This is a genomic window from Nocardia altamirensis NBRC 108246, assembly GCF_001612685.1.
In the GTDB taxonomy this organism is placed as follows: Bacteria; Actinomycetota; Actinomycetes; order Mycobacteriales; family Mycobacteriaceae; genus Nocardia; species Nocardia altamirensis.
The window spans coordinates 18,653-42,512 of sequence record NZ_BDAY01000088.1; the positions used below are offsets into that span (position 1 = coordinate 18,653).

The 23,860-nt window shown below is 64.5% G+C and carries 25 protein-coding genes and 1 tRNA gene; 12 read left to right on the top strand and 14 right to left on the bottom strand.

Annotated elements, in window-relative coordinates; all coding sequences use genetic code 11:
• Positions 1-37 precede the first annotated feature (37 nt).
• From NA11_RS35630 to NA11_RS35645, 4 genes are all read right to left on the bottom strand, one after another.
• Positions 38-1,258: a family 2 encapsulin nanocompartment cargo protein terpene cyclase gene (locus NA11_RS35630; RefSeq protein WP_069166478.1), complete on the bottom strand. Its 1,221-nt coding sequence runs from the start codon at positions 1,256-1,258 to the stop codon at positions 38-40.
• A 184-nt stretch (positions 1,259-1,442) separates the two neighbouring features.
• Positions 1,443-2,579 carry a 2Fe-2S iron-sulfur cluster-binding protein gene (locus NA11_RS35635; protein ID WP_069166479.1) on the bottom strand — a complete coding sequence of 379 codons (1,137 nt, stop codon included), beginning with the start codon at positions 2,577-2,579 and terminating at the stop codon, positions 1,443-1,445.
• A 17-nt stretch (positions 2,580-2,596) separates the two neighbouring features.
• Entirely contained in the window at positions 2,597-4,084 is a 1,488-nt protein-coding gene (locus tag NA11_RS35640) for a phytoene desaturase family protein (protein WP_069166480.1), read from the bottom strand.
• Complete coding sequence (locus NA11_RS35645; protein ID WP_069166481.1) at positions 4,081-4,497, bottom strand: nuclear transport factor 2 family protein; 417 nt, start codon at positions 4,495-4,497, stop codon at positions 4,081-4,083. Before NA11_RS35645 ends, NA11_RS35640 begins: the two co-directional genes overlap by 4 nt.
• A gap of 122 nt (positions 4,498-4,619) precedes the next feature.
• Between NA11_RS35645 and NA11_RS35650 the strand changes: the two genes are divergently transcribed.
• The 3 genes from NA11_RS35650 to NA11_RS35660 all read left to right on the top strand — a co-directional run bounded on the left by NA11_RS35650 (position 4,620) and on the right by NA11_RS35660 (position 6,266).
• Positions 4,620-5,183 carry a PadR family transcriptional regulator gene (locus tag NA11_RS35650; protein WP_069166482.1) on the top strand — a complete coding sequence of 188 codons (564 nt, stop codon included), beginning with the start codon at positions 4,620-4,622 and terminating at the stop codon, positions 5,181-5,183.
• A 172-nt stretch (positions 5,184-5,355) separates the two neighbouring features.
• A complete protein-coding gene (locus NA11_RS35655) occupies positions 5,356-5,781 on the top strand; it encodes a pyridoxamine 5'-phosphate oxidase family protein (protein ID WP_069166483.1) in 426 nt (141 codons plus the stop codon).
• Positions 5,782-5,954: 173 nt separating this feature from the next.
• Entirely contained in the window at positions 5,955-6,266 is a 312-nt protein-coding gene (locus NA11_RS35660) for a hypothetical protein (RefSeq protein WP_069166484.1), read from the top strand.
• 213 nt (positions 6,267-6,479) lie between these two features.
• Here the strand turns inward: NA11_RS35660 and NA11_RS35665 are convergent, their stop codons facing one another.
• From NA11_RS35665 to NA11_RS35675, 3 genes are all read right to left on the bottom strand, one after another.
• Entirely contained in the window at positions 6,480-7,151 is a 672-nt protein-coding gene (locus NA11_RS35665; RefSeq protein WP_069166485.1) for a response regulator, read from the bottom strand.
• Positions 7,148-8,362, bottom strand: coding sequence for a sensor histidine kinase (locus tag NA11_RS35670; RefSeq protein WP_141718029.1), 1,215 nt, complete (start codon positions 8,360-8,362; stop codon positions 7,148-7,150). Before NA11_RS35670 ends, NA11_RS35665 begins: the two co-directional genes overlap by 4 nt.
• A 79-nt stretch (positions 8,363-8,441) precedes the next feature.
• Positions 8,442-9,194 carry a hypothetical protein gene (locus NA11_RS35675; protein WP_218023440.1) on the bottom strand — a complete coding sequence of 251 codons (753 nt, stop codon included), beginning with the start codon at positions 9,192-9,194 and terminating at the stop codon, positions 8,442-8,444.
• Between the two features lie 362 nt (positions 9,195-9,556).
• Between NA11_RS35675 and NA11_RS35680 the strand changes: the two genes are divergently transcribed.
• The 3 genes from NA11_RS35680 (at position 9,557) to NA11_RS35690 (ending at position 12,158) form a co-directional block, all read left to right on the top strand.
• Positions 9,557-10,357, top strand: a complete 801-nt coding sequence (locus NA11_RS35680; protein ID WP_069166487.1) for an MBL fold metallo-hydrolase — start codon at positions 9,557-9,559, stop codon at positions 10,355-10,357.
• Positions 10,358-10,367: 10 nt separating this feature from the next.
• Entirely contained in the window at positions 10,368-11,264 is an 897-nt protein-coding gene (locus NA11_RS35685; protein ID WP_069166488.1) for an NmrA/HSCARG family protein, read from the top strand.
• 174 nt (positions 11,265-11,438) lie between these two features.
• Positions 11,439-12,158 carry a hypothetical protein gene (locus tag NA11_RS35690; protein ID WP_069166489.1) on the top strand — a complete coding sequence of 240 codons (720 nt, stop codon included), beginning with the start codon at positions 11,439-11,441 and terminating at the stop codon, positions 12,156-12,158.
• Positions 12,159-12,212: 54 nt separating this feature from the next.
• On the opposite strand, the gene NA11_RS35695 is transcribed toward NA11_RS35690, so the two are convergent.
• The 3 genes from NA11_RS35695 to NA11_RS35705 form a co-directional block, all read right to left on the bottom strand.
• The gene (locus tag NA11_RS35695) at positions 12,213-12,626 is read right to left on the bottom strand and encodes a hypothetical protein (protein ID WP_069166490.1); all 414 of its coding nucleotides are present in this window, start codon (positions 12,624-12,626) and stop codon (positions 12,213-12,215) included.
• Between the two features lie 206 nt (positions 12,627-12,832).
• Positions 12,833-14,236 (bottom strand): cellulase family glycosylhydrolase, encoded by a 1,404-nt coding sequence (locus tag NA11_RS35700; RefSeq protein ID WP_167837798.1) that lies wholly within the window; start codon positions 14,234-14,236, stop codon positions 12,833-12,835.
• 208 nt (positions 14,237-14,444) lie between these two features.
• A complete protein-coding gene (locus NA11_RS35705) occupies positions 14,445-14,993 on the bottom strand; it encodes a type III PLP-dependent enzyme domain-containing protein (RefSeq protein WP_218023441.1) in 549 nt (182 codons plus the stop codon).
• A 317-nt stretch (positions 14,994-15,310) separates the two neighbouring features.
• Between NA11_RS35705 and NA11_RS35710 the strand changes: the two genes are divergently transcribed.
• From NA11_RS35710 to NA11_RS35720, 3 genes are all read left to right on the top strand, one after another.
• Positions 15,311-16,255 carry a GlxA family transcriptional regulator gene (locus NA11_RS35710; protein WP_069166493.1) on the top strand — a complete coding sequence of 315 codons (945 nt, stop codon included), beginning with the start codon at positions 15,311-15,313 and terminating at the stop codon, positions 16,253-16,255.
• Between the two features lie 301 nt (positions 16,256-16,556).
• A complete protein-coding gene (locus tag NA11_RS35715) occupies positions 16,557-17,360 on the top strand; it encodes an acyl-CoA thioesterase (RefSeq protein ID WP_084655340.1) in 804 nt (267 codons plus the stop codon).
• 166 nt (positions 17,361-17,526) lie between these two features.
• Positions 17,527-19,125: a hypothetical protein gene (locus tag NA11_RS35720; protein WP_069166494.1), complete on the top strand. Its 1,599-nt coding sequence runs from the start codon at positions 17,527-17,529 to the stop codon at positions 19,123-19,125.
• Positions 19,126-19,191: 66 nt separating this feature from the next.
• Here NA11_RS35720 and NA11_RS35725 read toward each other — a convergent pair whose 3' ends face one another.
• Both NA11_RS35725 and NA11_RS35730 read right to left on the bottom strand, forming a co-directional pair.
• Positions 19,192-19,425, bottom strand: a complete 234-nt coding sequence (locus NA11_RS35725) for a hypothetical protein (protein ID WP_141718030.1) — start codon at positions 19,423-19,425, stop codon at positions 19,192-19,194.
• Positions 19,426-19,684: 259 nt separating this feature from the next.
• Positions 19,685-20,044 carry a winged helix-turn-helix transcriptional regulator gene (locus tag NA11_RS35730; RefSeq protein ID WP_069166496.1) on the bottom strand — a complete coding sequence of 120 codons (360 nt, stop codon included), beginning with the start codon at positions 20,042-20,044 and terminating at the stop codon, positions 19,685-19,687.
• Positions 20,045-20,189: 145 nt separating this feature from the next.
• Between NA11_RS35730 and NA11_RS35735 the strand changes: the two genes are divergently transcribed.
• On the top strand, positions 20,190-21,059 hold the full coding sequence (locus tag NA11_RS35735; protein WP_069166497.1) for an NAD(P)-dependent oxidoreductase: 870 nt from the start codon (positions 20,190-20,192) through the stop codon (positions 21,057-21,059).
• A 138-nt stretch (positions 21,060-21,197) separates the two neighbouring features.
• A tRNA-Leu gene (locus NA11_RS35740) sits at positions 21,198-21,282 on the top strand.
• A 203-nt stretch (positions 21,283-21,485) separates the two neighbouring features.
• Here NA11_RS35740 and NA11_RS35745 read toward each other — a convergent pair.
• Both NA11_RS35745 and NA11_RS35750 read right to left on the bottom strand, forming a co-directional pair.
• Complete coding sequence (locus NA11_RS35745) at positions 21,486-22,016, bottom strand: hypothetical protein (protein WP_141718031.1); 531 nt, start codon at positions 22,014-22,016, stop codon at positions 21,486-21,488.
• Between the two features lie 81 nt (positions 22,017-22,097).
• Complete coding sequence (locus NA11_RS35750; RefSeq protein WP_069166499.1) at positions 22,098-22,394, bottom strand: MTH1187 family thiamine-binding protein; 297 nt, start codon at positions 22,392-22,394, stop codon at positions 22,098-22,100.
• 239 nt (positions 22,395-22,633) lie between these two features.
• On the opposite strand from NA11_RS35750, the gene NA11_RS35755 reads away from it, so the two are divergent.
• Complete coding sequence (locus tag NA11_RS35755; RefSeq protein WP_069166500.1) at positions 22,634-23,506, top strand: glycosyltransferase family 2 protein; 873 nt, start codon at positions 22,634-22,636, stop codon at positions 23,504-23,506.
• Positions 23,507-23,860: the final 354 nt, after the last annotated feature.

Here is a 23,860-nt window from a genome sequence, read left to right on the forward strand (position 1 = left end):
TTCCGCGCATTGTGCCCGTGGGATCGCGCAGGCGGTGTCAGACTCGCTCGTCGACCTCCGACTTGTATCGGCTGGTGGCACTGTGCCATTCGAGTCCGCCTGCCATCCAGGCCTGCGCGCCGCGCAGAAACCGGTGCAGCTCGAGCGAGGGAACGGCAGCGAGCTCTCGTTGGGCGGTCTCGAATCCTCTGACGAAGTCGTTGTGCAGCGCGACCGTTCGCTCGATCGCGTCGTCGAGCGAACAGTTCTCTTCTGCCGCGATCAACAGCACCAGGTTGGAGTCGGGCAGTTCGTCGGCCGCCTCTTTCTCCGCCGAGTAGAGGTCGTTGACGAGGACCGATGCGGTGCCCGCCTGCATGAGGGCGCGATGGAAACGCTTGTCGTAGAAGAGATTTCCGGTGAGCTCGTAGCTGCCTACGACGTCGATCAGGGTCATCGATGTGTAGAAGCTGTCGTGCTGGCGCGCCGCGAGGTAACGCCATGCGGCAGGGGGTGTTTCGAGATATCGCCAGGCCGCATAGGCGGTCCAGCTCACATACATCTGGAAGGTGGTGTTGCACGCGCGCATCACCTGTGAAGGCGTTGCGTGGCTGGTCAGGTGTGCGGTCGCGGACCGCAGCGCGACAAGCACAGGATCGGCGGTCACCGCCTCCTCGAGTTGCTCGGTGTAGCTCCCGGCATACGGCGGCGGGTCCATCGCAGACATCACCAGTGCGAGGCGCGGGGGCAGCTCCGTCGGTGTTGCGCCCAACGGCGTCTCGTCGGCGTAGTAGTCGTCGGCCGCCCACCATGCGGCGTTCATCTGCGCGGCGACGAGCAGCCGGTCCGGGTCGTCGCTGTCGGGATGGGTCAGCATGGCCAATCGCCCGAAACCGGTGTCGCGGAACTTGTCCATGCGGCCCTCGTGAATACCGACGCGCTCGGCCCACGCCACCAACCGGCGATTGACTTCCTCGCCTAGATCCTCGTCGATGCGCGCGGTCGCCGGGCAGTAGAGGGGCGAGTGGGAACCATCACCCCAAGCCCGCTCCAGATACGGCAGCGGCGCATAGGTGTCCCTGCGCGCGAATCCGAGGCCGGACGGCACCCGGCCGATCTCACCGCCGGACGCTAGTTCCCGTGTCTGGCCGGTGGGATCGCAAGCGGTGTAGGCATTTTCGCCGAGCTCGACCGTGGCCTGCCCGGACGCGCCGGGGATATGGAACGCCGAGGTCCCCAAACCCAACGGTGCGGCCAATAACTGCTGGAGCTGATGCATCACGTTCGTTCCTCCCCTGACCAAGGGTGAGCGTCGATCAAACAGTGACTTGCGCAGCGTGCGTGGAGCTTTTCGCGACAAATAGATGGTAGTGCCAACATTCGTCGGTCGTCAGCGGAATCCAGGAATGAGCTCGTGGTCGATGTCGGCCGCGTCGCCCGCGGCCGACTGCGTCAGACGGCGCTCACACCTCGAGTTCCACATCGCTGATCGGATAGGCGACACAGGAATGTGTGTAACCGAACTGCTCATCGGAGAGGCGCAACTTGGCTTCCGCGGCGGTGTGCACCTGTCCCTTCACGACGCGCACCCGGCACAGACTGCACTCACCCGAGCGGCATGCGGCCTCTGGTCGAATTCCCCTGTCCTCCAGCGCGTCCAGGAGCGGGCGGTCGCGCGGGGTGCGGAAGGAGGCGCCGCCGACGGTCACGGTCACCTCCTCGCCAGGTTCGGCATCGGCAGGCCAGTGCGGCTGCGCGGCGGGCGCGGCAGGCGCGCCGTTGGCCTCGAAGCGAATCCGTTTGCGTGCGTGGCCGAGCGCGGTCAACTGCTCGAGCGCGTACGGGTACAGCGCCTGCGGCCCGCAGACGTACACCATGCGCCGATTCAGATCACCGGCGAGCGCGGCGATGACGTCGGAGGACAGGAATCCGGTCGCGCCGTTCCAGTCGGCGTCGGGCTCGGCGATGACGTGATCGACCGAGATGCCGGGATGTGCGGCGGCCAACGCGTCGAGCTCGGCGCGGAAGATGATGTCGGAAGCGTTGCGGGAACCGTAGATCAGCTGGAACCGCCGGTCCAAGCCGAGTTCGATCACCTCGCGGATCATGCTCATCGCCGGGACCACGCCGGAACCACCGGCCAGGAATACCAGATCGTCGCCGTGGAACAGCGGATTGTGATGGAAGGTGCCTATCGGCCCGGTCGTGGTGACTATCTGTCCGGCCTCGACCGTGTCGAGCAGGAGATTGCTGATCCGCCCGCCGGGAACCCGGCGCACGGTGAGGTCGTAGTGGCCGAGCCGGGTCGGGCTGGAGGAGATGGCGTACGGACGGCTCGTCCCGTCGACGAAGGCGTTGACGTACTGCCCGGCGAGGAACGGCGGGAGTTCTTCCCGGTCAAGGCTTTCCATCCGAAAGGTCTTGGTGGTCGCGGTCTCGTCGATGACCTCGGCGACGATCAGCCGCAGCCGCTTGGGGTGGTACGCGTCGATGGTGCCGCGCGTTTCGGCGAGGTGATCGCGGGTGTCGGCGGCGCGGGCATCGAGCTCCGCAAGCACCGCCCCGGCACCCTCGTACCGTTCGGCGAGTGGGTGTTTCATGTGTCGTCCTTCGGTTTTCAGGCGGCCTTGGCGCGCAGCAGTCGACGGGCCACGCGGGCGCCCGCTTCCAGGGTGGGCTGGAAGCCACCCATACCGGCCCATGAACCCGCCAGATGCAGTCCGGGAACATGGGTTTCGCGCTCGCTGTTGCGGAACAGCCAGCCCTCGCCCGCATCCTGGTCGTAGCCGTAGATGGCGCCGCCGGGATGGCCGAGATAGCGCATCATGGTCAGCGGAGTAGCGACGTCGACCTCTTCGATGGCGTCCCGGATGCCGGGGGTGACGGTCTCGCAGAGATCGAGAAGCGTGTCGGCATAGGCGAATTTGGTGCGCGCGTAATCCCGGGGCGACACGTCGCGCCAGATGTCGGCGTATTGCAGGGTGATGAGGCTGACATGGGTGGCTCCGGCCGGCGCGAAGCCGATCGGGGCGACATCGTAAGAGCTGACACAGATTCCGCGAGCGGGCGCGAAGGAGCGCCAGCCACCGTAGGTGTGGTCGTCGTCGAGATCGGCGTTGACAAAGGTGGTGCTCGTGGTGAATCCGAGTTCGGCCGGTGTCGCGTCCAAGCCCATGTGCAGGGCGAAGCCGGAGACGCCGACGCGGCGAGTGGCCAGGTCGTCGCGGACCGCCGCGGGCACGTCGATGCCCTCGAGCATCCCATAGGTGCTCGGCAGCGACGCATTGGACACCACATCGAGTGCGGTCACCTCGGTGCCGTCGTCCAGACGCACGCCGATGGCCCGCCCGGCCGAGGTGAGCACGGCCTCGACGCCGGTATTGAATCGGACGTCACCACCCGCGGACAGGAACGTATCGAGGATGGCCGTCGACATCGCCTGCGATCCGCCGCGCACATGCCACGGCTTGAATTCGAAGTAGGCGAACAACATCAACGCAAGATCCTGGAACGGCAGCTTGGATGGCGGCTGACCGAGATAGGTCCAGTACATGCCGAGGGCAGCCTTGATGCGGTCATCCTCGAAGTACTCGTCGAAGACGGCCTTGGCCGGTCGCAGACCGTACTCGAACAGCAGCGGGCCGAGCTGGTCCGCTGGCATCCCGCGCATGGCGGCGATCTGCCAGAACGTCACCTGCTTGACCAGTTCGAAGAAGCGCGCGGTGCGGTCACGGTTGCCGGGAAACTCGGCCTCGATGGCATCGATGGCGCCGTCCCAGTCGGCGGGCAGGGTCAGATCCAGCCGGCCAGGCACCACCGCCCGGTAGAGGTCGTGCTCCTGCACGAACTCCAGCTTGTCGGCGATGCCGAGCTGCCGGAACAGTCCCTCCCGCAAGGAGATCGACTGCCCCTCGACGCCGACCCCGGACAACTGGTGCAGGGCCACCTCGAATTCGAAACGTCCACGGCGGAAGGAGGTTCCGCAGCCGCCGGGGATATTGTGGCGCTCCAGCAACAAGGTTCGGGCACCGCCGCGCTGCAGGGTCGCGGCCGCGGTGAGTCCTGCGTTGCCCGCGCCGATGACGATGGCGTCGTAATCGGTCACGCCTCGCCCGCCGCACGCTCGAGCTGCGCGGTCGCCTCCGCCTTGATCTGTTCGAACTGCTCGCCCATCCGCACGGACAACGCCTGCGCGGCCGACAGCGGCCGCACCATCACCATGAAGTCGTCGATCCTGCCGTCGGCGTCGAAGTGCAGGAAGTCGCAACCGGTGACCTGCTTGCCGTCCACGGTGGCCTCGAACACCAAGGCATGGTCGCGCCCACCGACGTCGGCGATCTCACGCACATAGTGGAAGTCCTCGAAGACCCGGATGACCGCCCGCAAAATCGCGGCGGTGATCGCCTTGCCCGGATAGGGCCGGAAGGCCACCGGGCTGGTGAAGACGACATTGTCTGCCAGCAGCGCCTCGATGGCAGCGTCGTCGCGGGCCTCCACGGCTGCTCGGAACGGATGCATGTCCGACCTTTCTAGTAAATTTATTGAGTAGGTCAACGCACAGTATCGTGGATCACAAGAGCTGTCCATCAGGGATAGTGGACAACAAATTGATTAGTCATCATGACTGCTAGGCTGACCGAATGGCATTACGCGACGCCGTGCTGGCCGCCCTGCTCGAGGGCGAGGCATCCGGCTACGACCTGGCCAAAGGCTTCGACGCCTCGGTGGCCAACTTCTGGATGACCACGCCCCAGCAGCTCTACAAGGAACTGGACCGCATGGCCGCCGATGGGCTCATCGACACCCGCGTCGTGGAACAGGAGCGGCGCCCCAACAAGCGACTGCACTCGATCACCCCCGCGGGCCGAACGGCCTTGCGCGAGTTCGTCACCGCACCGGCCAAGCCGACCACCATCCGCGACGAACTGCTCGTGCAGGTGCAGGGCATGCAGAACGAGGACGCCCCTGCCATGCGCGGCACCCTCGCCGAGCGACTGGAATGGTCAACGGCGAAGCTCGCCAGATACGAGCGCCTGCGCGCCCGGCTGCTGAACGGCCGCAGCGAACACGCCTACCTCGAGGAGGCCGAGCGCATCGGCCCGTATCTCACACTGCTGCGCGGAATTTCGTTCGAACAGGAGAACATTCGCTGGATCGAGTTCACACTGGCGACACTCGGTCGGCGCCTCGCGGCGGACGCCTAGCCGTCCTACCTCGACGCTCCGGGGATCCGCCCGGATGAGGATTCGGCTGGTCCGACCGAGCCAGGACATTCCAACCGGAACGACTTCCAGTGGTCTCGGAAGGCCGATCGCGCGATGATAGTCAGACTCGGACAACGCATCCAGCGGTCGGCCAGTGCTGCGAAGGGTGGCTATGACAGCACCGGAAATCCTTACCACGCACCCGCTCTCGGATGCGGAATGTCTGCTGCTGCTGGCCAAGGTCCGATTCGGTCGGATCGTGTTCACCCGCCACGCACTACCGACGATCCGGCCGGTCAATCACCTCGTCGACGACGAGATGATCGTCGTCGCCAGCGGCTCCGGCATCGGCATTCCGCCATACGAGCAGGTGGTCACCTACCAAGCCGACACCCTCCACCCGGACACCCAGCTCGGCTGGTTCATCATTGTCACCGGCACCGCGGAACCGATCACCGATCCGTCCGATCTCACCCGCTACCACGCCATGCTACGGCCGAAACTGCCGGGCAGCCACGACCGCATCCTGCGGATCCACCCCGAGATCATCACCGGCATCCAATACCGCGAAGCGACCGCACCCGAACCGCCGCAGTAATTCCGGTGGGCAACAGCCGAGCGTGGCTATCCGACCATCAGCCCTGGTTCCCGCTCGAGGATCGACGTACACTCGTCGAATAACGCACGTACCAGGGTAGACGTGTTGCGAGATCACGATATTCACCTCCGGCAGTGACACTCCGCGTTGAACCCAGAGGCAAGGTCACGCTCATGAGATCGAGCTGGAACCCGGACGCGGCGCTGGACCACATCCAACTGGCTCACCGCGCTGCCGACCTGCGTGCGACCACGAGTCCGGCACAGCTCGCCGCGCGAGCCCAGTACTTTGCCACCGCACTGGAATTCGCCGCCGAACGGCCCGAGGCCATGTCCCGGCTGCACGGGCTGACCGCCCAACTGCGCACCCGCTCCACGGTGAACGTGCTGCTGCCGCAGGTGTTGGAAACCGCGATGGATGTTCGACGTCGGGCTTCAATTGCACACGCTCCGAGCCGTATTCGATCAGGCCGACACGACACCTGAGAATATCCGGGCCGCCAGCGACGCCGTCGGCGGCGTGCTGGAGGACCTGGACATGCTCACTCACGACACCGGGCTGGCCATGCTTGCCCTGGCCCGCGACCACGACGACGCCCCCTGCGCCATTCGACGCAGACGCCGCCGATAGGGACTTGCTGCACGAGATCCCGGTGACGCTGAAAGATCTTGCAGGCCTGGCATTTCCAGGTGCAACGCTCAGTTGTCGACCGCGCCCGGGGTCACCAGTCCTGCCGAATAGGCAGCCGCGACGATCTGCGCCCTCGATGACAGCTCCAGCTTGACCATGGCGCGGTTGAGATGGGTCTTGGCGGTGGATTCAGAGATGAACAGCTGGCGCGCGATCTGCTTGTTGTCCAAGCCTTGTCCTACCATCATCACGACTTCCAACTCCCGCTCGGTCAGCTCCGCAAGCCGCGACGTGGCCTGGCCCACCGCCCGTTGGTTGGCGGCGAACCGCCCGATCAGCCGCTTTGTAATGTGCGGCGCGATCAGCGCGTCGCCACGAGCGACCACCCGCACCGCGGCGATAAGTTCTTCCGGCGGAGCATCTTTCAGCAGGAATCCCGATGCGCCCGCGGTCAGCGCCGCGTAGACATGCTCGTCGAGATCGAAGGTCGTCAAGATCAGGACTGCCGACTGCCCTCCGCTTTCGGTCACGATCAGCCCACCGGCCTCCACCCCGCTCATCCCGGGCATGCTGATATCCATCAAGACCACGTCCGGCCGCAGCGCCCGCGCACTCGCCACGGCAACCACGCCGTCCGCGGCCTCGCCGACGACTTCGATATCGGGCTCAGCATTGAGCAATGCCGCGAGACCGGCCCGAATCAGAGCCTGATCGTCGACCAGCAACACCCGAATGGTCATCCGGTGCTCCTCCCAGCCGCATTCCCGTGCGTTGTTTCGGCAGGCAGCATCGCCCACACCCGGAATCCACCGCCCGGCAGCGGCCCCACCTCCAGCGCGCCGCCGAACATCGCCAGTCGCTCCCGCATCCCCATCAATCCCTGACCGCCCGAAGGCAACCGAGCGCCGAACGTGGCCCGAGGCGCAGCAGGTGGATCATTGATCACCTCGATCTCCAGCCCAGCCGACTGATACCGCAGGATTACTCGGGTGCGGACCGCGCCCGCGTGTTTGAGCACGTTGGTCAGCGCTTCCTGCACGATCCGATACCCGGCCACCTCCTCGCAGGACGGCAGGGCATAGCGCTCACCCTGCTGGATCAACTCGACCGGAAACTCGGACTGAGGCAGCGCCATGATCAGCTCCGTGACGTTGTCCATTCGGGCCCGAGACGACTCCCCTTCCGGCTCGTCCTCCGCGCTGCGGAGCATGGTCAACAGGTGCCGCATCTCGACGAGTGCCGACCGGCTCGTCGTCTCGATGACCGCCAACGACTCGATCGCCTGCGCGTTGTCGGCGGCGGCGAGCCTGCGCCCGACGCCGGACCGAACGACGATCACGCCGAGACTGTGCGCCACCACGTCATGCAGTTCGCGGGCAATGCGGACGCGTTCCCGCACGACGGCCTCGTCGGCGAGCTGCCGCTGCACCTCGGCCAGCTCGACCGCTCGTCGTCGGCTCTGCCGGACCGCCTGTCCGAAGAAGACGGTGATCATGGCGATGAGCGTCGGATTGAGCCATCGGTCAACGCCGGCCGACACCGGCGGACCCTCGGGGCGCAAGTACCACAGTTGCCACACGAACAGGGGAAACAACGCGGCGGCCAGCGTCGACACCCAGCGTCGCGTCGAGGTGCCGACCGTGTACAGGGCAGTCATGATGGCCACATTCACCAGGGGGTCGTAGGAACCCGAGTGATAGAGCCACGCAGCGGGTGGCAGCTGAGCGAGGTACACCGGCAGCGGCCACCGCCGCCGCAACGCCAGTGCACCGAAGATCACCGCCGTGGCGAGCAGGTCGCGCCAGCTGTTGATCTGGGACTGCGCCGGCCGCCACGGATCGGAGACGAGATCGGCCGCCACGAGGCCGACCGCGAGCGCGCTGTCGGCCACCAGCGGCTTGGATCCGAGCCAACCGATGATCCGCTCCATCGTTGTGCGGCGTCCCTTCATGTCGGCGACTAACAGTCCCGGGCGCACAGGTCGACGGGCGACCTTGCTGCACCCTATCGGAGAAATCGCCCTCACCTGGCTATTCGGTCGGCCGACCGGCCACCGCGTTGTACACGGCAATGCGCAGTCGCCTCATCCATCCGCCGCGCTGTTCGCGATGCGCTGCTCGGATCGCCTCGCGAGATCCCGGCGGGTAGGCCGACCGCGCCCACGGCGAACCAGGGCGAGCGAGGCGCACCGCGCCGACCAACGCGACGATCGGGATGAACAATCCGACCAGGCCCGTCCAGATCTTGCCTTTGAGCAGCGTCACCAGGGCGAGCACCGCATTGACCAGGATCACGCCGACGAACTGCCAGCCGGTCAACGGCGTATCGGCCACCCCGAACGGTGCGGCTCCGAGCAACAGCAGCCCACAGATCGCCGCACCGATGAACACCGCGTCGACCGACAGCCTGCCCTGCTCGGCCCAGTAGACGTCCCGTAGATGCAGGATCAACGCGAATTCGTCGAGGACGAGGGCCGCACCGACACCGAACAGCCCAGCGAAGATCTCCATCCACGGCGAGCGGGGGCCGATGGGGCTGAAGCCGCCGAAGCCAGCGACGAGCATGAAGCCAACACCGAAGACCACATGATGGATATGCAGGCCTCCCGGTGTGATGTTGCGCGGCCACCACGCCACCTCGGCGCGGATCATCCGGACGCTCAATCGGATAAACAGAAAGGCGGCCAAGAACGCGACCAGCAGGACGGCGAGAGGTTGTTTGCCGGTCAGCACGATGGCCCGTTCGTACCATCCCATCGCGATGATGTCGGCAACCGAGGTCACTCGGCACCTGCTCGGCCGTTTTCGAAAGGGCGAGGTATTCCGTACTGCCGCACGATGATTCTCCCGATTTGCGATGAGTGCATGTCACCCCCGCTCAGTAGGCTGCCGCACAGTCGGCGGCACTGCGAATTGTCAGCAATGCCTGTCCTACCTATGGGCAAATCCTAGGGAGGTGGACCGTCCGGCGAAATACCGTGCACGATGCGTGGATTCATACCGCAGGTGGCCGATCGGGCCACTTTTGTAGACCTGTGCGGTAGTCGACTGTCGCGCCGAGCGGTATTGCCCGAAGGTAGCTGCTCGACGAGGCTTAAAACCGTTCGGCGCAGAGCGCGCAGTTACCGAAACGTCGGGGTATCCACATGACAACTACCCACCAGGCACCAGTGACGTCAGTACGCGCGGAGATCGCCGCGCTGCTGGTCGGCGGCCCGACCTTATGGTTCAGGTACCGCGGACTGAGCATCCTCACCGATCCGACCTTCGATCCGCCAGGCATGTATCCGGGCGAGGCCACGCTTCGTAAACTCTCCGGGCCCGCCGTGCATCCGGACATTCTCGGCCCCGTCGATATCGTGCTCCTCTCGCACGACCAGCACGCCGACAATCTGGACCGCTCCGGCCGGGCCTATCTCAGCACCGCAGGCACCGTACTCTCCACGACCGATGCCGCCGCACGCATCAATTACGTTCACGGACTGGAGAATTGGGAAAGCGTGGTGATCGAGACGCCCGACGACGGCTGGGTCGTTGTCACCGGCGTCCCTGCGCGGCCGGGCCCAGCGCGATCGGAGTCGGTCACCGGCTTGGTCACCGGATTCGTCGTGCAGTCGAGCGGCTGGCCGACGGTGTACATCTCCGGTGACAACACCTCGCTCACCGCGGTCGAGCGGGTCGCCGAACACTTCGTCCAGATCGACGTCGCGGTGTTGTACACCGGCGCGGCGAACACCGGTCGGTTCGGCGACCTCGATTCCACCTTCAACGCCCGAACCGCCCTACTGGCGGCCGAACTGCTCGCCGACGCGGTGATCGTCCCGATCCATGCCGAAGGGTGGTCGCACTATTCCGAAACCCTCGATCGACTGACCAGAGAATTCGAGTACGGCAGAGAAGCACGCCGGCTCCGTATCCCGCAGCCGGGCAGGCTGTTCAATGTCTAGGAGACAGACCATGACAAGACGGAGCGACAACGTCATCCTGGTGGTCGGAGCCACCGGGCGACAAGGCAGAGCGACGGCGGCCGAACTGCTCGCCGACGGCTGGCAGGTGCGGGCGCTGACCCGGAACCCGGAAAGCCCTACCGCACAGGCACTTCGGACGGTCGGCGCGGAACTGATAGTCGGCGACCTGGACGATCGCGCTTCCTTGGAGGTTGCCGTCAAAGGCGCCCATGGGGTGTTCCACGCCCAGGCGGTGCGCGGCTTCGCGTCGGAATTCGTTGTCGCGGAGGAGATTCGACAAGGGAAGAACCTCATCGACGCGGCGGTGGCCGCTGATGTCGAGCACCTCGTGTATTCCGCCGCAGCCGACCTCGATGTGGAGCACGACAACGGAATTCACTCGTACCTGGCCAAAAGGGAGATCGAGCGATACCTCCACGAGAGCGGTTTACCCGCCACCGTGCTGCTCGCGACGATGTTCATGGAGAACATCGGCACCTCGGGGCCGATCAACGGCCGAGCGAACGGCACGTTCTCCCATGTGTTCTCGCCCGATCAACCCGTCCAGCTGTTCGCGGTCCAGGACATCGGCGCCTTCGCCACGGTGGCGTTCGGCAACCCCTACTGGTACGTCGGCACTCGTCTGACGTTGGCGGGTGACGAACTCTCCATGACGCAGGTCGCCACCGCCATCAGCGCCGCGACCCACAGGTGGATCGAGTACCGCCAGCTGCCACCCACCGCCCTCGACAGCCGCGACACCTGGCACCCCAACCTCGATGCCGCAGGCCGAACCCGACGGGCAGACATCAAGGCACTGCGCGGCATGTACCCCGAACTCCAGACCTTCGACACCTGGCTACGCGGCAACACCGGCATCTTTCAGCCCGACCTCCGCTGCGCCTGACCCGCTTCGACGTCCGGTGACCAACTCCTTGGCAGCTTCGAATGCCTGGGCGGAATCAAACCAAACTCTAATTAACTGCACGTTAGCTCAGCGATACGATCAGAGGGCACCTTCGGCCGGGAGGCTGGACAGGGTGGCGCATGTACTCGACCATTCCTCATCGAAGGAGCGTTGATGACAGATCGCGGACACATCACCACGCTGTTGGCCATCGGCGCCGCGGGGATCCTGCTCGCCGGCTGCTCGAGCGAATCGAAGCCTGCGCAGAAACCAACGGACCCCGGCACGGCGGTCGGCCCGCAGGCACAGGTCGTCGACTGTGCAGGCCGACCGTCCAGCCGTCCCGAACGGATCGATATCACCTGCGCCGACGCGAATCTGTCTGTCAGCGCCATCATTTGGGAAGCGTGGACGGCCACCGCCGCACGCGGCAACGCCACCGAGAACCGCAACATCTGCGAACCCAGTTGCGCCGAAGGCGAACACAAGACCACACCCGCCACCGTCGAGTTGACCAACCCGGTCGACGGCATGTTCACCCGGATCACCGTCAGCCCGGTCGGCGGCAAGTCCGAAACCTCCACACTGCCCAGCCTGAACGGGCCGGCGAAATCGCAGCGCACCGAGACTGCGGACGAGTTCGTCTACTGCGGCAGCGGAACCAAAGGTCTCGCGGTGTTCGTGTCCGCACCCGACGGCGTCGGAGCGTGCGCCAAAGCCATGGCGGTAACCAACGCCTATGGCGAACAGGACAATTGGAGCGAGAGCAAAGCCGTCACGGTGACCGTGGACGGCACTCCGTGGAGCTGTCAGCAGAAATCGGGAAACCCGAATCCGTACCAAGAGTGCGTGAACCAGCACGACCCACGCGAGAAGGCGAGGCTGTCCTCGTAACCAGCAGGGCGGCAAGTACTTGAACTCAACCCGCAAAGCAGCAGGCGCACTGGGTTATCCGAGGTGGAGGGCCACCTGCCCGGAATCGGTCTTCCAATACTTCCTGTTCAGCTGCGCGGTACCGGTGCCATCGGTGTAGGGCACCAATACCGGCTGTCCGTTGGACGGCTTCAGCACAACGGACCAGCTCTCGACCCGACCTGTGCATTGCAGCGTCACCCCCGGCGGGAAGCTGGTCAGCTGGATCGTGCCGCTGCCGCTGGTCTCCATCTTGGCGGAGACGTCGAGATAGCCGATACCGCCGTCACACCAATAGGTGCCGGTGGCCTGCAAGCCGTCAGGCGACGCGGTGACCACGGAATTCAACGTGATGAACTCGTCCTCGGGAGCGGCGCTCGCGGGAGTCGAGCACAGCATCATCGTCGCGGCTCCCGCCACCGCGATCAGCGCGCACTTCGTACCAAACATCGACGACCTCCTGACCATCCAACGCCACGAGAAATCGCCCTTGATGCTAGTTGGCCCCGCACGCCCTCCGGACCAATTCCGCAACTCCCATCACCCGGCCGGCAAGCACCTGCTGCCAGTTTGCGGCACCACGCAACGCTCTACTGTTCGTCGCTGCCACTACCAGCCGGACCCGCTACCCGAGCCATGAAGCTCCGGACAATTGCTCAGCACCCCTGCTGGGCAGGGCCGTCGCCGAGTTCGACGACGATCGATACCTCAGCCGCCCCCGGGCACGAGGCGACCTGCAGCTCGGCCGCATTCGCCGCCGAAACGACACGGCCACCGATGATTTGAGCGTGGTAGCCGCCGGGGTACGCCCGGGGCGGGGTCGAGATCGCCGTCACCGATCCGTCGGGGAATCGGCCGCCACGATCAGCACGCCGGGTGTCCCATCGAGAGGTGAACCGGTGCGCGGCGACGTCGTAATGCCATTCGATCGGGGTACCCGCGGTCAGTTTCGGATACGGGCGGACCAGCGCGTCGAGATTCGCTTCGCGCACGTTTGCTCCGCCTCGCGGCTGGTGCGCGTCCACCACGATGGCCTGGTCGTCCGGGTCCTTCGCCACCGTCGCGGGATCGCCGCCGAGGTAGGTCCAGTTGAACCAGCCGAGCCGGGCTTGATCGAACAGATCCACGTTCTCGATGAGCGCTGCCCGGTCACCGGTCGCGCCGAATTCCGTGACCACCGACGGGATCTGCACGGCATCGGTGTACACCTCGGCTTGATTGATATCGGACCTCCATTGCGGATCGCAGCCTGCGCTGCCGCCGCCCTGCAACGCCTGGACCACGCAGTACACGTTGAATCCGTATGCGGCGTTCGGCCCGGGCGGAGCGCCGAGATCCGCGCTGGTGCCGTAATTCGTGGTGACCAGCCCGGAGAACCAGATGGGTGTGTCGGGATCACCGGCCCGGATGGCGGCGTCGACATTGCGATTGAACGCCTGGAGTTGATCGATGACCACGGGCGGGCACACGTTGGCCAGGCATGGCAAGAAGGACGGGCCAGCGGGTGGCTGGTTCAGCGGCCCGTATCCGATGACTCCGGGTACGTCGCGGAAGTAGGCGGCCGTGTGCCGCCACATGTCCAGGAATCGAGTCTGAATGCCGATGCCGCCCGGTCCAGGCGCATTGGCGAAGAAGCTGGTGGTGGCCGCCCAGAAACCCGGGTTGGCCAGGTTCGCGGCGACCAGATCGTGGAAGGTATCCGGCATGCCGTTATCGATCGTTGCCCACAGTGGCGCACCTTCACCGCCGTATCTGCTCGACCACAGATCCTGGTGAAATTCGAGTTCGGTGGCAATGCCGTGATCGTGCAGCACGCGCACAGTGTTGGCGATATCGGCGAGGTAGCCGTCGTCGTATTGGCCAGGCTCCGGCTCCACCGCGGACCAGATGAGGGACATCCGGACCGCGTTGAACCCTTCCGCGGCAAGCAATTCGGCGTCCGGTTGGCCGAAGCCCTCCGCTGACGGAGTGTAGGGCGGGCGTTTGTTCGCGACGTTTTCACCGTGCAGGATCACGACGCGCCCTGCCGAGTCGGTGAACCATTTTCCTGCGGTCCGCATCGGCAAGGCGATGGTCGTCGGCCCCGTCGTTTCAGCAATGCTCGGGATGTTCGAAGAAGCAACCAAAAAGATGGTCGCGAGGGTGCCGAATACGAGCGTGCGTGCACAGCGTCGAGGCAGCATAGCAACAAAATAGCATCACCAAATCGGCCTCGAACGCATCCGACGTCCACACACGACCAGTCAATTCCGACCGCTCGAAAACTCGCTAGTTCGGAGACAACCAATCTGATTGTGGACGGGCGGTGATCCATTGTGCCGAATCGTCGACCACCCACGCGTCGCCTTCGATATCCGGGGCAATCATCGGCGGACCCTGCCGAAGGTAGCGAGCGGCCGCAGGGTCTGCGAGCCGATCAAGCTGGGGCAGAGGCTCTTTCGGGAGGTCGAGGGAGATGCGGACGAACCTGCCGTCCTTGACGAGGAAATGCGCGTGGAAGGTCGTCGTTCTGACCTGCCCCGGCACCAACGGTCCAGACGCCAACCGTTTCACGACTTCGAGGGCGACCAGCCGTTCCCTGACCCTGGCGTACACATCGCGACCGTTCGCGCTGATACGCAGATCGTCGACGAGCATGGTTTCGATCACTCCGTTGTGACTGTTCTGCAGCCACTGCAAGGTGTCCAACGCGCCACGGGTGAAGTTCACGCCGTAGATGTCGATCCGGATGTTCTCGTGGAAGTAGTCGTCCACGACATGGCGGTAGTTGCCGGAGTTGTACAGCGCCACGTATCGCGCGAACTCGTTTTCGTTCATCATTCCGTCCTCTTCGTGAGAGTGGACTGATCCACCGAAATCTGTTGTGCGTCCCCGACTACCGCCCACTCTGTGGCTCGATGAACACCTTCGATCGAAATCGGCCGCGACGATGTGGCCGCGGCAATAGCGCGAGAACCTACAGCGACGAAACGCTCGCTTACCCCTAACGCTTGCCCAGTTTGCTCTCGAGTTGCCAGACTCGTCAATCGGCAGCTGAGGCGCTATGACCGACGCCACACGGCGCAACTCGCCGCCACCGAGGCCGCAGCGGCGCGTTGGCCCCCACCGCCGACCTCTGACCATACGATGGCGAAATGCATGTCGTTGGCGCCGTGCTTCCTGACCGGGTCGAGGTGTTCGACCTGGTGATCGGCCTGCAGGTCTTCGCGGCAGCCCGCCTTGCCGACGGCACCAAGGCCTACGAGGTCCGGGTCTGCGGAAACGGGGCAACGACAGCCATGACTCGCGGGCAGCCGAGTTTCGGCATGCGACCGTCGTGGTCGCCTTCGGCGCTGGAGAATGCCGACACCGTGCTGGTCCCCGGCGGGCAACCACCGCACCACGCTGAGCAGTGGGTGCTCGATCGCGTGCGTCAGGCCGCCGAGCGTGGCGCCCGGATCGCCTCGTTGTGCACCGGTGCGTTCACGCTCGCGGAGACAGGGTTGCTGGACGGGCAACGCGCGACCACCCACTGGCTGGCCTGCGCTGAACTCGCCGAACGCTATCCGAATATCGACGTCGATCCGGCGGTGCTGTTCGTCGACCACGGTTCGGTGCTCACGTCCGCAGGATCGGCCGCGGTAATGGACATGTGCCTGCATATGGTCCGCAACGATTACGGTGCCGAGATCGCCGCCGACACCGCCCGATATCTGGTGATGCCCCTGCAGCGCGACGGCGGGCAAGCCCAATTCATCCCGCGCATTCCGCGCCCCACCGATCGGTCCGCGCTGCAACCGGTGCTGGAGTGGATCGAACACAATCTCGAACGTCCGCTGGCGCAGACCGAGATCGCCCGCGCGGCCGGGCTGTCCGTGCGCAGCTTGCAGCGACATTTCCAGGACCAACTCGGCACCACCGCCCAACAATGGCTGCTGCACGCCAGGCTCGACCGCGCGCGTCAACTCCTGGAAACCACCGAGTTGTCCATCGACCAGGTCGCGGAGGCATCCGGATTCGGTACTGCGGTGACCCTGCGACGTCATTTCACCAGCAACGTCGGAACGGCGCCTCGCGCCTACCGCAACGCTTTCCGCTGACCACACCATGAATAGCGCGAATATCGGCGCCGCTGCGCCGCGCCATTCGAGTGGCGCAATCCGATCGAATTTCGGCGCGACGAGTGGTGTTCGGATCAACGGCCCCGTCAGTACGCTGCAAAGCGGGCGAACTTCATGAAGCGGCATCGATCCTCCTGATCAGCTCTGCCGCTCCCCTATCTGGTCGAGTGTTCCGCAAGTATTCAAGAGTGGGTCCGAGCCGCCAGCACCTTCGGCACAAGGCAGTGAATGAGGCACCCGGCGTGCGACCACCCCGTGAAACTCAGGGCAGGAGCAGCACATGAACGCACCGAATCAGCTACTTCACAACGAGGTTCCTTCGGTACCCGGCGCGCAAAGCATTGTGACGGTCGACCGTTCACTCTGGTCGTACAAAGGAGCGCACGGCGGAACCGTTGCCGCATCGGGTTTAGCCGCGATGCAGGAACAGGTCGCCGAAAGTCACCGGGTACGCGCGCTGTCGGTGTCGTTCCTGGAACCGGTCGACGAACGTCCCCTGCTCATGGACGTGACTGTGAACCACGCGCGGCGCAGTTCGAGTGTGGTGTCATTGCAGGCCTATCAAGACGACGATGTGGCTTTGCTGGCCACCGCGACATTCGGCCGGCGCCATGACGGATGCCGGTACGAGGGACTCGTTATGCCGCGGGTTCCCGCGCCACAAGACTGCGAGGTGCTACCCGCACCGGCGTTTCCGATGCCCATCGCCGCGCACTTCGAACTTCGCACTGCGAGTCCGGTCCAACCGCTGGCAGGTGGGGACCGCGCTGAATTCCTGAACTGGGTACGGTTCACCGATCAACGCCCGACGGACGCGCAAGCGGTCGTCGCGCTGGCCGACACCGGATCACCCGCCCTGTATGGCGTGCTGACAACTCCGACACCGATCGTGACCGCCGAGTTGTCCCTGTATTTCACCGACGCCCTCGATGCCGAACCGGCCGACGAATGGGTGCTGGTGCACTCCCACACCGAGCACGCCGACGACGGATGGTCCATCGACACCGTCACGCTCTGGACGCCCGACGGGCAACTGCTCTGCAATTCGCACCAAACCCGCCGAATTCTGGGGTCGGCTCGCTGACCCGAGCCTCGGGTGTCGATCGAACGACGGTCCGCAGTGGAGGTGCGGTTCGGCTACCGGTCCGACTAAGTGCGGAAACGAAACGGCGGCGGGCATTGTGTCGATGATGAGGTAAGAGCATCACCGCAGGCCGGCGGCCCGCTACTGACCATATTCCGGGGGCGAGATGAATACGGCACAAGTCCAGCATCGACGGCTGATCGTCTATGTGCCTGGACTCGCCGAAAAGCCTGATGCGGTGGCGGGGCTGTTCGCCCGACTGCAACGGGAGCCTGGATACGGGACCGACGAGACGATCTACTGGCAGTTCCCTGATCCGATCCGCCGATTCAGTCGCGGCACCATGACGAACCGGTGCCGGGATCTCGCCGATCGGATCGACGCGTATTGGACGGGGCCACGCAAGACGCCGGAGATTGTGCTCATCGGGCACAGTGTCGGTGGACTCATGCACCGGTACGCGTATTTGCAGGCGTTGCGCGGGATCAACGGGCATCGGCTGGCGTGGGCGGAGGCGGTGAGCAGGATTGTGCTGCTGGCCGCACCCAATCGCGGGGTCGATCTCGGTCGGCTGCCGTGGTGGCAGCGGTATCCGGTGAAGGCGGCAGCGGTGCTGCTGCGGATGTTCACCGTGCTCGAATTGGTTTGTGGCGCACCGTTTATCACCAACTTGCGGATTCTGTGGTTGCGTGAGATCGCCGAGTTGGGCGATCGGGCGCCGATGGTGGTGCAGGTCAGCGGAAAGAAGGACAAGACTGTCGTGCGGGAGGACAGTCGCGATCTGGAGACGCTGCCTACCGGTGTGCAGAAGGTGGTGCCCGGTGCGACACACGCCGACATCATCAGTCTCGAACCTGGTCTGTCCGAAGACTATCCGGGTCAGCGCTTCGACATTCTGCGCGCGTCGATCATCGAACCGCTCAGTTCCAGCAATCCGGAAGCGCTCCCCGCGGGCGAGGCCGCGAAGACCTCGGTGGTTTTCGCACTGCACGGGATCCGATCCGGTAACGGCGAATGGCCGAGCGAGCTCGAGACCAAACTGCTCGACGCCGACAAGAATGTGCTCGTGGTAACGCCGTCCTACGGTCGGCTGTCGGCCTATGATTTCGCGCTGCCGTTCACCCGGCGGCGCAACCTGCGCTGGTTCGCCGACACCTACAGCTACCACCTCGCGCGGCATCCAGGTGTTCCGTTCCACTTCGTCGGGCACAGCAACGGCACGTACCTGTTCGGGCAGTCACTGAAACACATTCCGGCCCTGGAGTTTCAGAACGTCTTCCTCGCGGGCAGTGTGCTCCCCCGCGATTTCGACTGGATCCGCTGCGCCGACGACGGCCAGATCGGTTCCCTGGTCAACATCTGCGCCAGCGAGGACAAGCCGGTCGGCTGGTTGTGCAGCGGGCTGCGTGCGTTCCGGATGCGCGATGTCGGTGTCGGTGGATTCACCGGATTCGATTCGGTGCCACCAGGAACGCGCCAGATCCGGCATATCGAGGGCGGCCATGGCGCGGCGCTGGTGACCGAGCGTCTTTCGACCGTCGTCGACTATGTCCGTACCGGTGTGGCCAACGGCGAATCACTTATCGTCAAGCCCGGCAAGGGCTTCGACCTGATGTCGCGGGTCGCGCCCAGGCTGGCCTGGGTGGGGGTGGCGGCGCTCGCCGGACTGAGCTGGCTGGCGCTGTCCATGTTGGGCATTCTATTCGGCGCGGCAGTTGTCGCCGGGTCGCTCGCTCTCATCTACACGGCGCTGAAAGTCGCCTGACCCCAGTCGACAATGTCGCAGACGGTCCGAACTCGCCCGCACTGCACAGGGTTTCAATCGACGACGTCAGACGAGCACCGGCCCCTCATACAGCAGGGCGTCGCCGCTGTCGTACACCCGAGCTGTGAAGTGATCTATCGCCTCGAAGGCATATCCGCACTCACTGTGGAGATCGACTGCCACAGTGAATGATTGCCCCGCGATATCCGCCGCGTACACCGCGCCGCCCACACTGACCAGCTCCACTCGCGCGACCCCCGGAGCCAGCCAACCGCGCACCCCCGTCTCGATCACCGACACGATCAAGAACGGGCAATCAGCGAACCCGACGAGTTCACCCGACGACGCGACGAGCCGAAGATGTCGAGGTGCTATCGAACCATGAGTTCGCCGACGCGCCTGTGCGCCCCCAATAACCACGTGAATCTGCCTTACTACGATCCGATTTCGATCCGCAACACACGGACAACCTTCACATCGTCAGCAAGCGACGCAACGTTGCACAGATCCGTCATTTTTCGATCATTGTCCGAGCATCGCCACCCGGCTCAGCTGCGACTCATGCCGGCAACGGGTGTACGCGGGCCGCGCCGATGCGGTCGATGCGCTCGCGCCCCCACGCGCCGAGCGGTCCCAGCGCGTGATTGAGCGCGGACCCCAATTCGGTGAGCCGGTACTCGACCTTCGGTGGCACTTCGCGGTAGATCTCGCGCGAGACGATGCCGTCCTCCTCCAGCTCCCGCAGTTGCTGAATCAGCATCTTCTCCGAAACACCGGGCAGGCCGCGCCGAAGCTCACCGAAGCGACGCACACCGTGCGCCTCGAGCTCCCACAAGATCAGCGCTTTCCACTTCCCGCCGACCACGTCCATCGCCGCGTCGATGCCGCAGATGTATGGCCCCGATCGTTTTCCGCTCATCGCCCGACCTCTCTACCAGTTCACACACCTATCGGTAAGTACCCGACTAAATAGTAGGTACTTGTCGGCTCCGACGGCAAAGAGCACTGTTGGTTTCAGCGCGCTGACCACCACGTTCACGATCTACCAAGGAGTTGACCCCGCAATGGCGGATAGCACGAACACCACGGTGACGGTCCTCGGACTCGGCGCGATGGGCCAGGCGCTGGCCGCGGCGCTCCGCAAGGGCGACCGCCCGACCACCGTTTGGAACCGCACCCCCGGCAAGGACGCCGCCCTCGTCTCCGCAGGCGCAACCAGCGCTCCCTCGGCCCGCGCCGCCGTTCAGGCAAGCGACCTGATCATCGTCGTCCTCCTCGACCACGCCTCGGTGCACACCATCCTCGACCCCGTCGCCGCCGACCTGAAGGGCAAGCAGCTGCTCAACCTGACCAGCACCACCCCCGACGAGGCCCGCGAACTGGCCGTCTGGGCTGCCGAACACGGCATCGACTATCTCGACGGCGGCATCATGGCTGTTCCTCCGATGATCGGCCAGATCGGCGCGTCGATCCTGTACAGCGGCTCGCAACCGCTCTTCGAACAGCACCGCGAGACGCTCGAATTGTTTGCCGACACAGTCTATTTCGGCACCGACGCCGGCGTCGCATCCACCTACGACTTCGCCCTGCTCTCCGCCATGTACGCGATGTTCGGCGGCTTCATGCACGGCGCCGCCATGGTGCGCTCCGTCGGCGTCACGGCTGCCGACTTCGCCGAACGCGCCGTCGCCTGGATCACCGCCATGGCTCAGGTGCTCCCCGCCTTCGGCCGGATCATCGACTCGGGCGACTACACCAACCCCGTCCAATCCATCGCCTTCCACAAGGCCGCCCTCGACGCCATCAACCGCGCCAGCCGCGAAACCGGCACCGCAACCGACCTCGTGGCTCCCCTCAAAAACCTCCTCGACCGTCAGGTAGCCGACGGACACGGCGCCCTGGGTTTCGACCGCACCTTCGAGGAACTCGTCTGAATCACGGACAGGGCTTCCACCCCCACCGAAGCCCTCCCGCAACCTCGGTCATCCGACCAGCAACCCCCGCCAAAACACGCGGTCAACGCGCGATTTGGTCCACGCGCCGCCATCCTATAATCTTGCTGAGCACCACCGGTCCGGGTGGCGGAATGGCAGACGCGCTAGCTTGAGGTGCTAGTGCCCTTTAACGGGCGTGGGGGTTCAAGTCCCCCTCCGGACACAGTACGAGCCGAAATCCCTTGCACCGCAAGGGATTTCGGCTTTCTTGCATCTGTGGCCGACATGAACCCCATGAGACCGGACAACCATCGTTGAGTAAGTTTGAGGCGGATGCCGCGTTACCTGGTCGGTTCTTGTTCGATTGATGCCGGAATGGCCGCCGACGAAGCGAACGCATGCACTGCGTACGACGAATCCCGCTAGCTAGCGATCACCCGGAAGGTGGGAACGGAGCGACTCGACCTCGACGCCCTCACCGAGCACCGCGACCGCCAACTCGATCAAGCTAGCCAGCGAATGCTGGTCATCGAGGTCTCTCACATGCTCCTTGATCAGTCCACGTAGTTGCGGCCACCGCTTAACCCACTCCCGCAGGTGCCAGCGAATCGCATCGTCCAGATAGACAACAGCCGGGCTCGTCCCATTGAGCTTTCGCTGACCCACCAGGCTTCTTCGACCGACCAGAATCCCTTCGAAACACCACAACAGTGCGAAGTAGGTCGGCAGTATGTCCTTGGTATCTCGCCGACTTCGCTGCGCCGCACGGCGATACCCCTCCAAAGCATCGCGAACCTCACACATCTGCGCCGAGACGAGCGTGCCGTACAGCGACCGCGCCAGTTCGTAGCCCGCATGAAGCTTGACCCCACGCGCGTTTCGCCACGTAAGGCCCGCTCCTGCCAACGACACGGCGGCTGACAGAGCACCGATGATTGCCGGGTCTACCAGAGCCACAATCTGGCGACGCTACCTGACGATACAACTATGCGTCTACGCGATGACGTTGACATGCAACGAGATTCAAGCCGGTCGGCACTACTGCTGCGCAAGATGACGCTCGACCGACTTGAGCTTGGTGGTCAGCGTGTTGTTGTAACCGGGGCGAACGTCGGCCTTGATGACGATGCTGCACCTCGCGGAGACAGCCATGACGGCGTCGGTTGCCGCCTTGATGACCGCCATCACCTCGTCCCAGTCCCCTTCGATTTCGGTAAAGCTCGCCGCGGTCCGGTTTGGCAGCCCACTATCGCGGATGACCCGGACAGCCGCAGCCACCTGCTCGCCGACATCTTCGCCAACACTGACCGGGGTGATCGAGAACGCTGCGAGCATGACGTATTCCTCCTCTGTCGACACGAAATCTGTTACAGGACTACAGAGTACGCAGCATCTTGTCGGCCCTTGAGGAGGTTTCGGCACGTCGTACCTGCTCGGCCCGGGGTAAATCGCGGGTCCTCAACGATCGTGATCGGGCGTGGGCGCACAACGGCTGCCGGACTGCCTTGACGGCGAAGTTTTGTCGCAACGACCCAGGTTCCGATTGCGGTGCATCACCTGATAGGTTCGCGCGCATGTCTCGCCGCGACGACAAGACCGTCGGCCTCATTCTCGTGACGTATCAAAGCGCTGAAGATCTGCCGCCGTTCTTGGAATCACTACCGGCGGCGGTGGAGCCGCTCGCGCTCGACGTCGTCGGCGTCGACAACGTTTCGTCTGATCGAAGCGTCGAACTCGTCCAGGAATTCGGCGGAACCGTGATTCGCAACAGTGAGAACGTGGGGCTTGCTGCTGCGATCAACCAGGGGGCTGCCGCGACCGACGCTGAATGGATCTTGGTGGCCAACCCGGACACGAGGCTTGCGCCTGGATCGATAGCTGCGCTCGTCGAGACCGCGATGACCGACGACAGAATCGGCATGATCGGCCCGCAAGTGGCTCGGCTCGATGGGACGCCGTACCCGACTGGTCGCCGGTTCCCTTCGTTGGCGGTTGGAATTGTGCACGCGCTGCTCGGCGGGGTATGGCCGGGGAATCCTGCGACTCGCAGGTACTTCGGCGAGCCGGTGACTAGGGTCAGTGATGTCGACTGGATCTCGGGTTGCTGTATGTTGTTCCGCCGCAGTGCATTTGACTCAATTGGCGGGTTCGATACGCGGTACTTTCTTTACTTCGAGGAGACCAAAGCGGCATTGGACATGCACCGCGGCGGATGGCGGGTGGTCTTGGACCCCAGCGTTGAGATCCGCCACCGTCAGGGCGGGAGCATGCGGTCGGCGCCGTTCCGCAAGATCCGCAGCCACCACCGCAGCGCGTTTCGGTTCTACTGCGACTACCACCGGCGCTCTCCGTGGTTGGTATTCGCGCCGGTGGTAGCGGTTGGGCTGGTGGTGCGCGGGGCGATATCGGTACTGCGGACCGCGGTTACGCAGCGCACTGATCGCTAGGTAAACGGCTGCTCGTCGAGTTGAATCCCGGCGGCAAGGTCGTCAAGCAGCTTGTGCAGCATTCGGTTTCCTGTGCGTGAGCTGGGCATGCATTGCGTGCAGTCGTCGGAGATTCGCCGTTGCGAGGAAACTGCGACCACATCCAGCACACGGGAGCGCTTGATCGAGCCTCGGTCGTAGCCAGTTCGGGCGAAGCGTGGCTCAGCCTTGAGATCGCACGGCGACGACGCGGATATCGAGCAGGTGCTTGCTTTCCTGAGGTTGGTCATCGAGGTGAGGTCGCAATCCAGTGTCAGAGACGTGCCTTGCACCGGTGAATGCAATGTATTACGCGTGCACCGTCATCACCATCGG

Bases quoted from the DNA above. Each gene is read 5' to 3' on its own strand.
- NA11_RS35630 (WP_069166478.1), bottom strand. From the start codon at position 1,258: ATGCATCAGCTCCAGCAGTTATTGGCCGCACCGTTGGGTTTGGGGACC.
- NA11_RS35635 (WP_069166479.1), bottom strand. From the start codon at position 2,579: ATGAAACACCCACTCGCCGAACGGTACGAGGGTGCCGGGGCGGTGCTT.
- NA11_RS35645 (WP_069166481.1), bottom strand. From the start codon at position 4,497: ATGCATCCGTTCCGAGCAGCCGTGGAGGCCCGCGACGACGCTGCCATC.
- NA11_RS35650 (WP_069166482.1), top strand. From the start codon at position 4,620: ATGGCATTACGCGACGCCGTGCTGGCCGCCCTGCTCGAGGGCGAGGCA.
- NA11_RS35655 (WP_069166483.1), top strand. From the start codon at position 5,356: ATGACAGCACCGGAAATCCTTACCACGCACCCGCTCTCGGATGCGGAA.
- NA11_RS35660 (WP_069166484.1), top strand. From the start codon at position 5,955: ATGAGATCGAGCTGGAACCCGGACGCGGCGCTGGACCACATCCAACTG.
- NA11_RS35665 (WP_069166485.1), bottom strand. From the start codon at position 7,151: ATGACCATTCGGGTGTTGCTGGTCGACGATCAGGCTCTGATTCGGGCC.
- NA11_RS35670 (WP_141718029.1), bottom strand. From the start codon at position 8,362: ATGAAGGGACGCCGCACAACGATGGAGCGGATCATCGGTTGGCTCGGA.
- NA11_RS35680 (WP_069166487.1), top strand. From the start codon at position 9,557: ATGACAACTACCCACCAGGCACCAGTGACGTCAGTACGCGCGGAGATC.
- NA11_RS35685 (WP_069166488.1), top strand. From the start codon at position 10,368: ATGACAAGACGGAGCGACAACGTCATCCTGGTGGTCGGAGCCACCGGG.
- NA11_RS35690 (WP_069166489.1), top strand. From the start codon at position 11,439: ATGACAGATCGCGGACACATCACCACGCTGTTGGCCATCGGCGCCGCG.
- NA11_RS35695 (WP_069166490.1), bottom strand. From the start codon at position 12,626: ATGTTTGGTACGAAGTGCGCGCTGATCGCGGTGGCGGGAGCCGCGACG.
- NA11_RS35700 (WP_167837798.1), bottom strand. From the start codon at position 14,236: ATGCGGACCGCAGGAAAATGGTTCACCGACTCGGCAGGGCGCGTCGTG.
- NA11_RS35705 (WP_218023441.1), bottom strand. From the start codon at position 14,993: ATGAACGAAAACGAGTTCGCGCGATACGTGGCGCTGTACAACTCCGGC.
- NA11_RS35710 (WP_069166493.1), top strand. From the start codon at position 15,311: ATGCATGTCGTTGGCGCCGTGCTTCCTGACCGGGTCGAGGTGTTCGAC.
- NA11_RS35715 (WP_084655340.1), top strand. From the start codon at position 16,557: ATGAACGCACCGAATCAGCTACTTCACAACGAGGTTCCTTCGGTACCC.
- NA11_RS35720 (WP_069166494.1), top strand. From the start codon at position 17,527: ATGAATACGGCACAAGTCCAGCATCGACGGCTGATCGTCTATGTGCCT.
- NA11_RS35730 (WP_069166496.1), bottom strand. From the start codon at position 20,044: ATGAGCGGAAAACGATCGGGGCCATACATCTGCGGCATCGACGCGGCG.
- NA11_RS35735 (WP_069166497.1), top strand. From the start codon at position 20,190: ATGGCGGATAGCACGAACACCACGGTGACGGTCCTCGGACTCGGCGCG.
- NA11_RS35750 (WP_069166499.1), bottom strand. From the start codon at position 22,394: ATGCTCGCAGCGTTCTCGATCACCCCGGTCAGTGTTGGCGAAGATGTC.
- NA11_RS35755 (WP_069166500.1), top strand. From the start codon at position 22,634: ATGTCTCGCCGCGACGACAAGACCGTCGGCCTCATTCTCGTGACGTAT.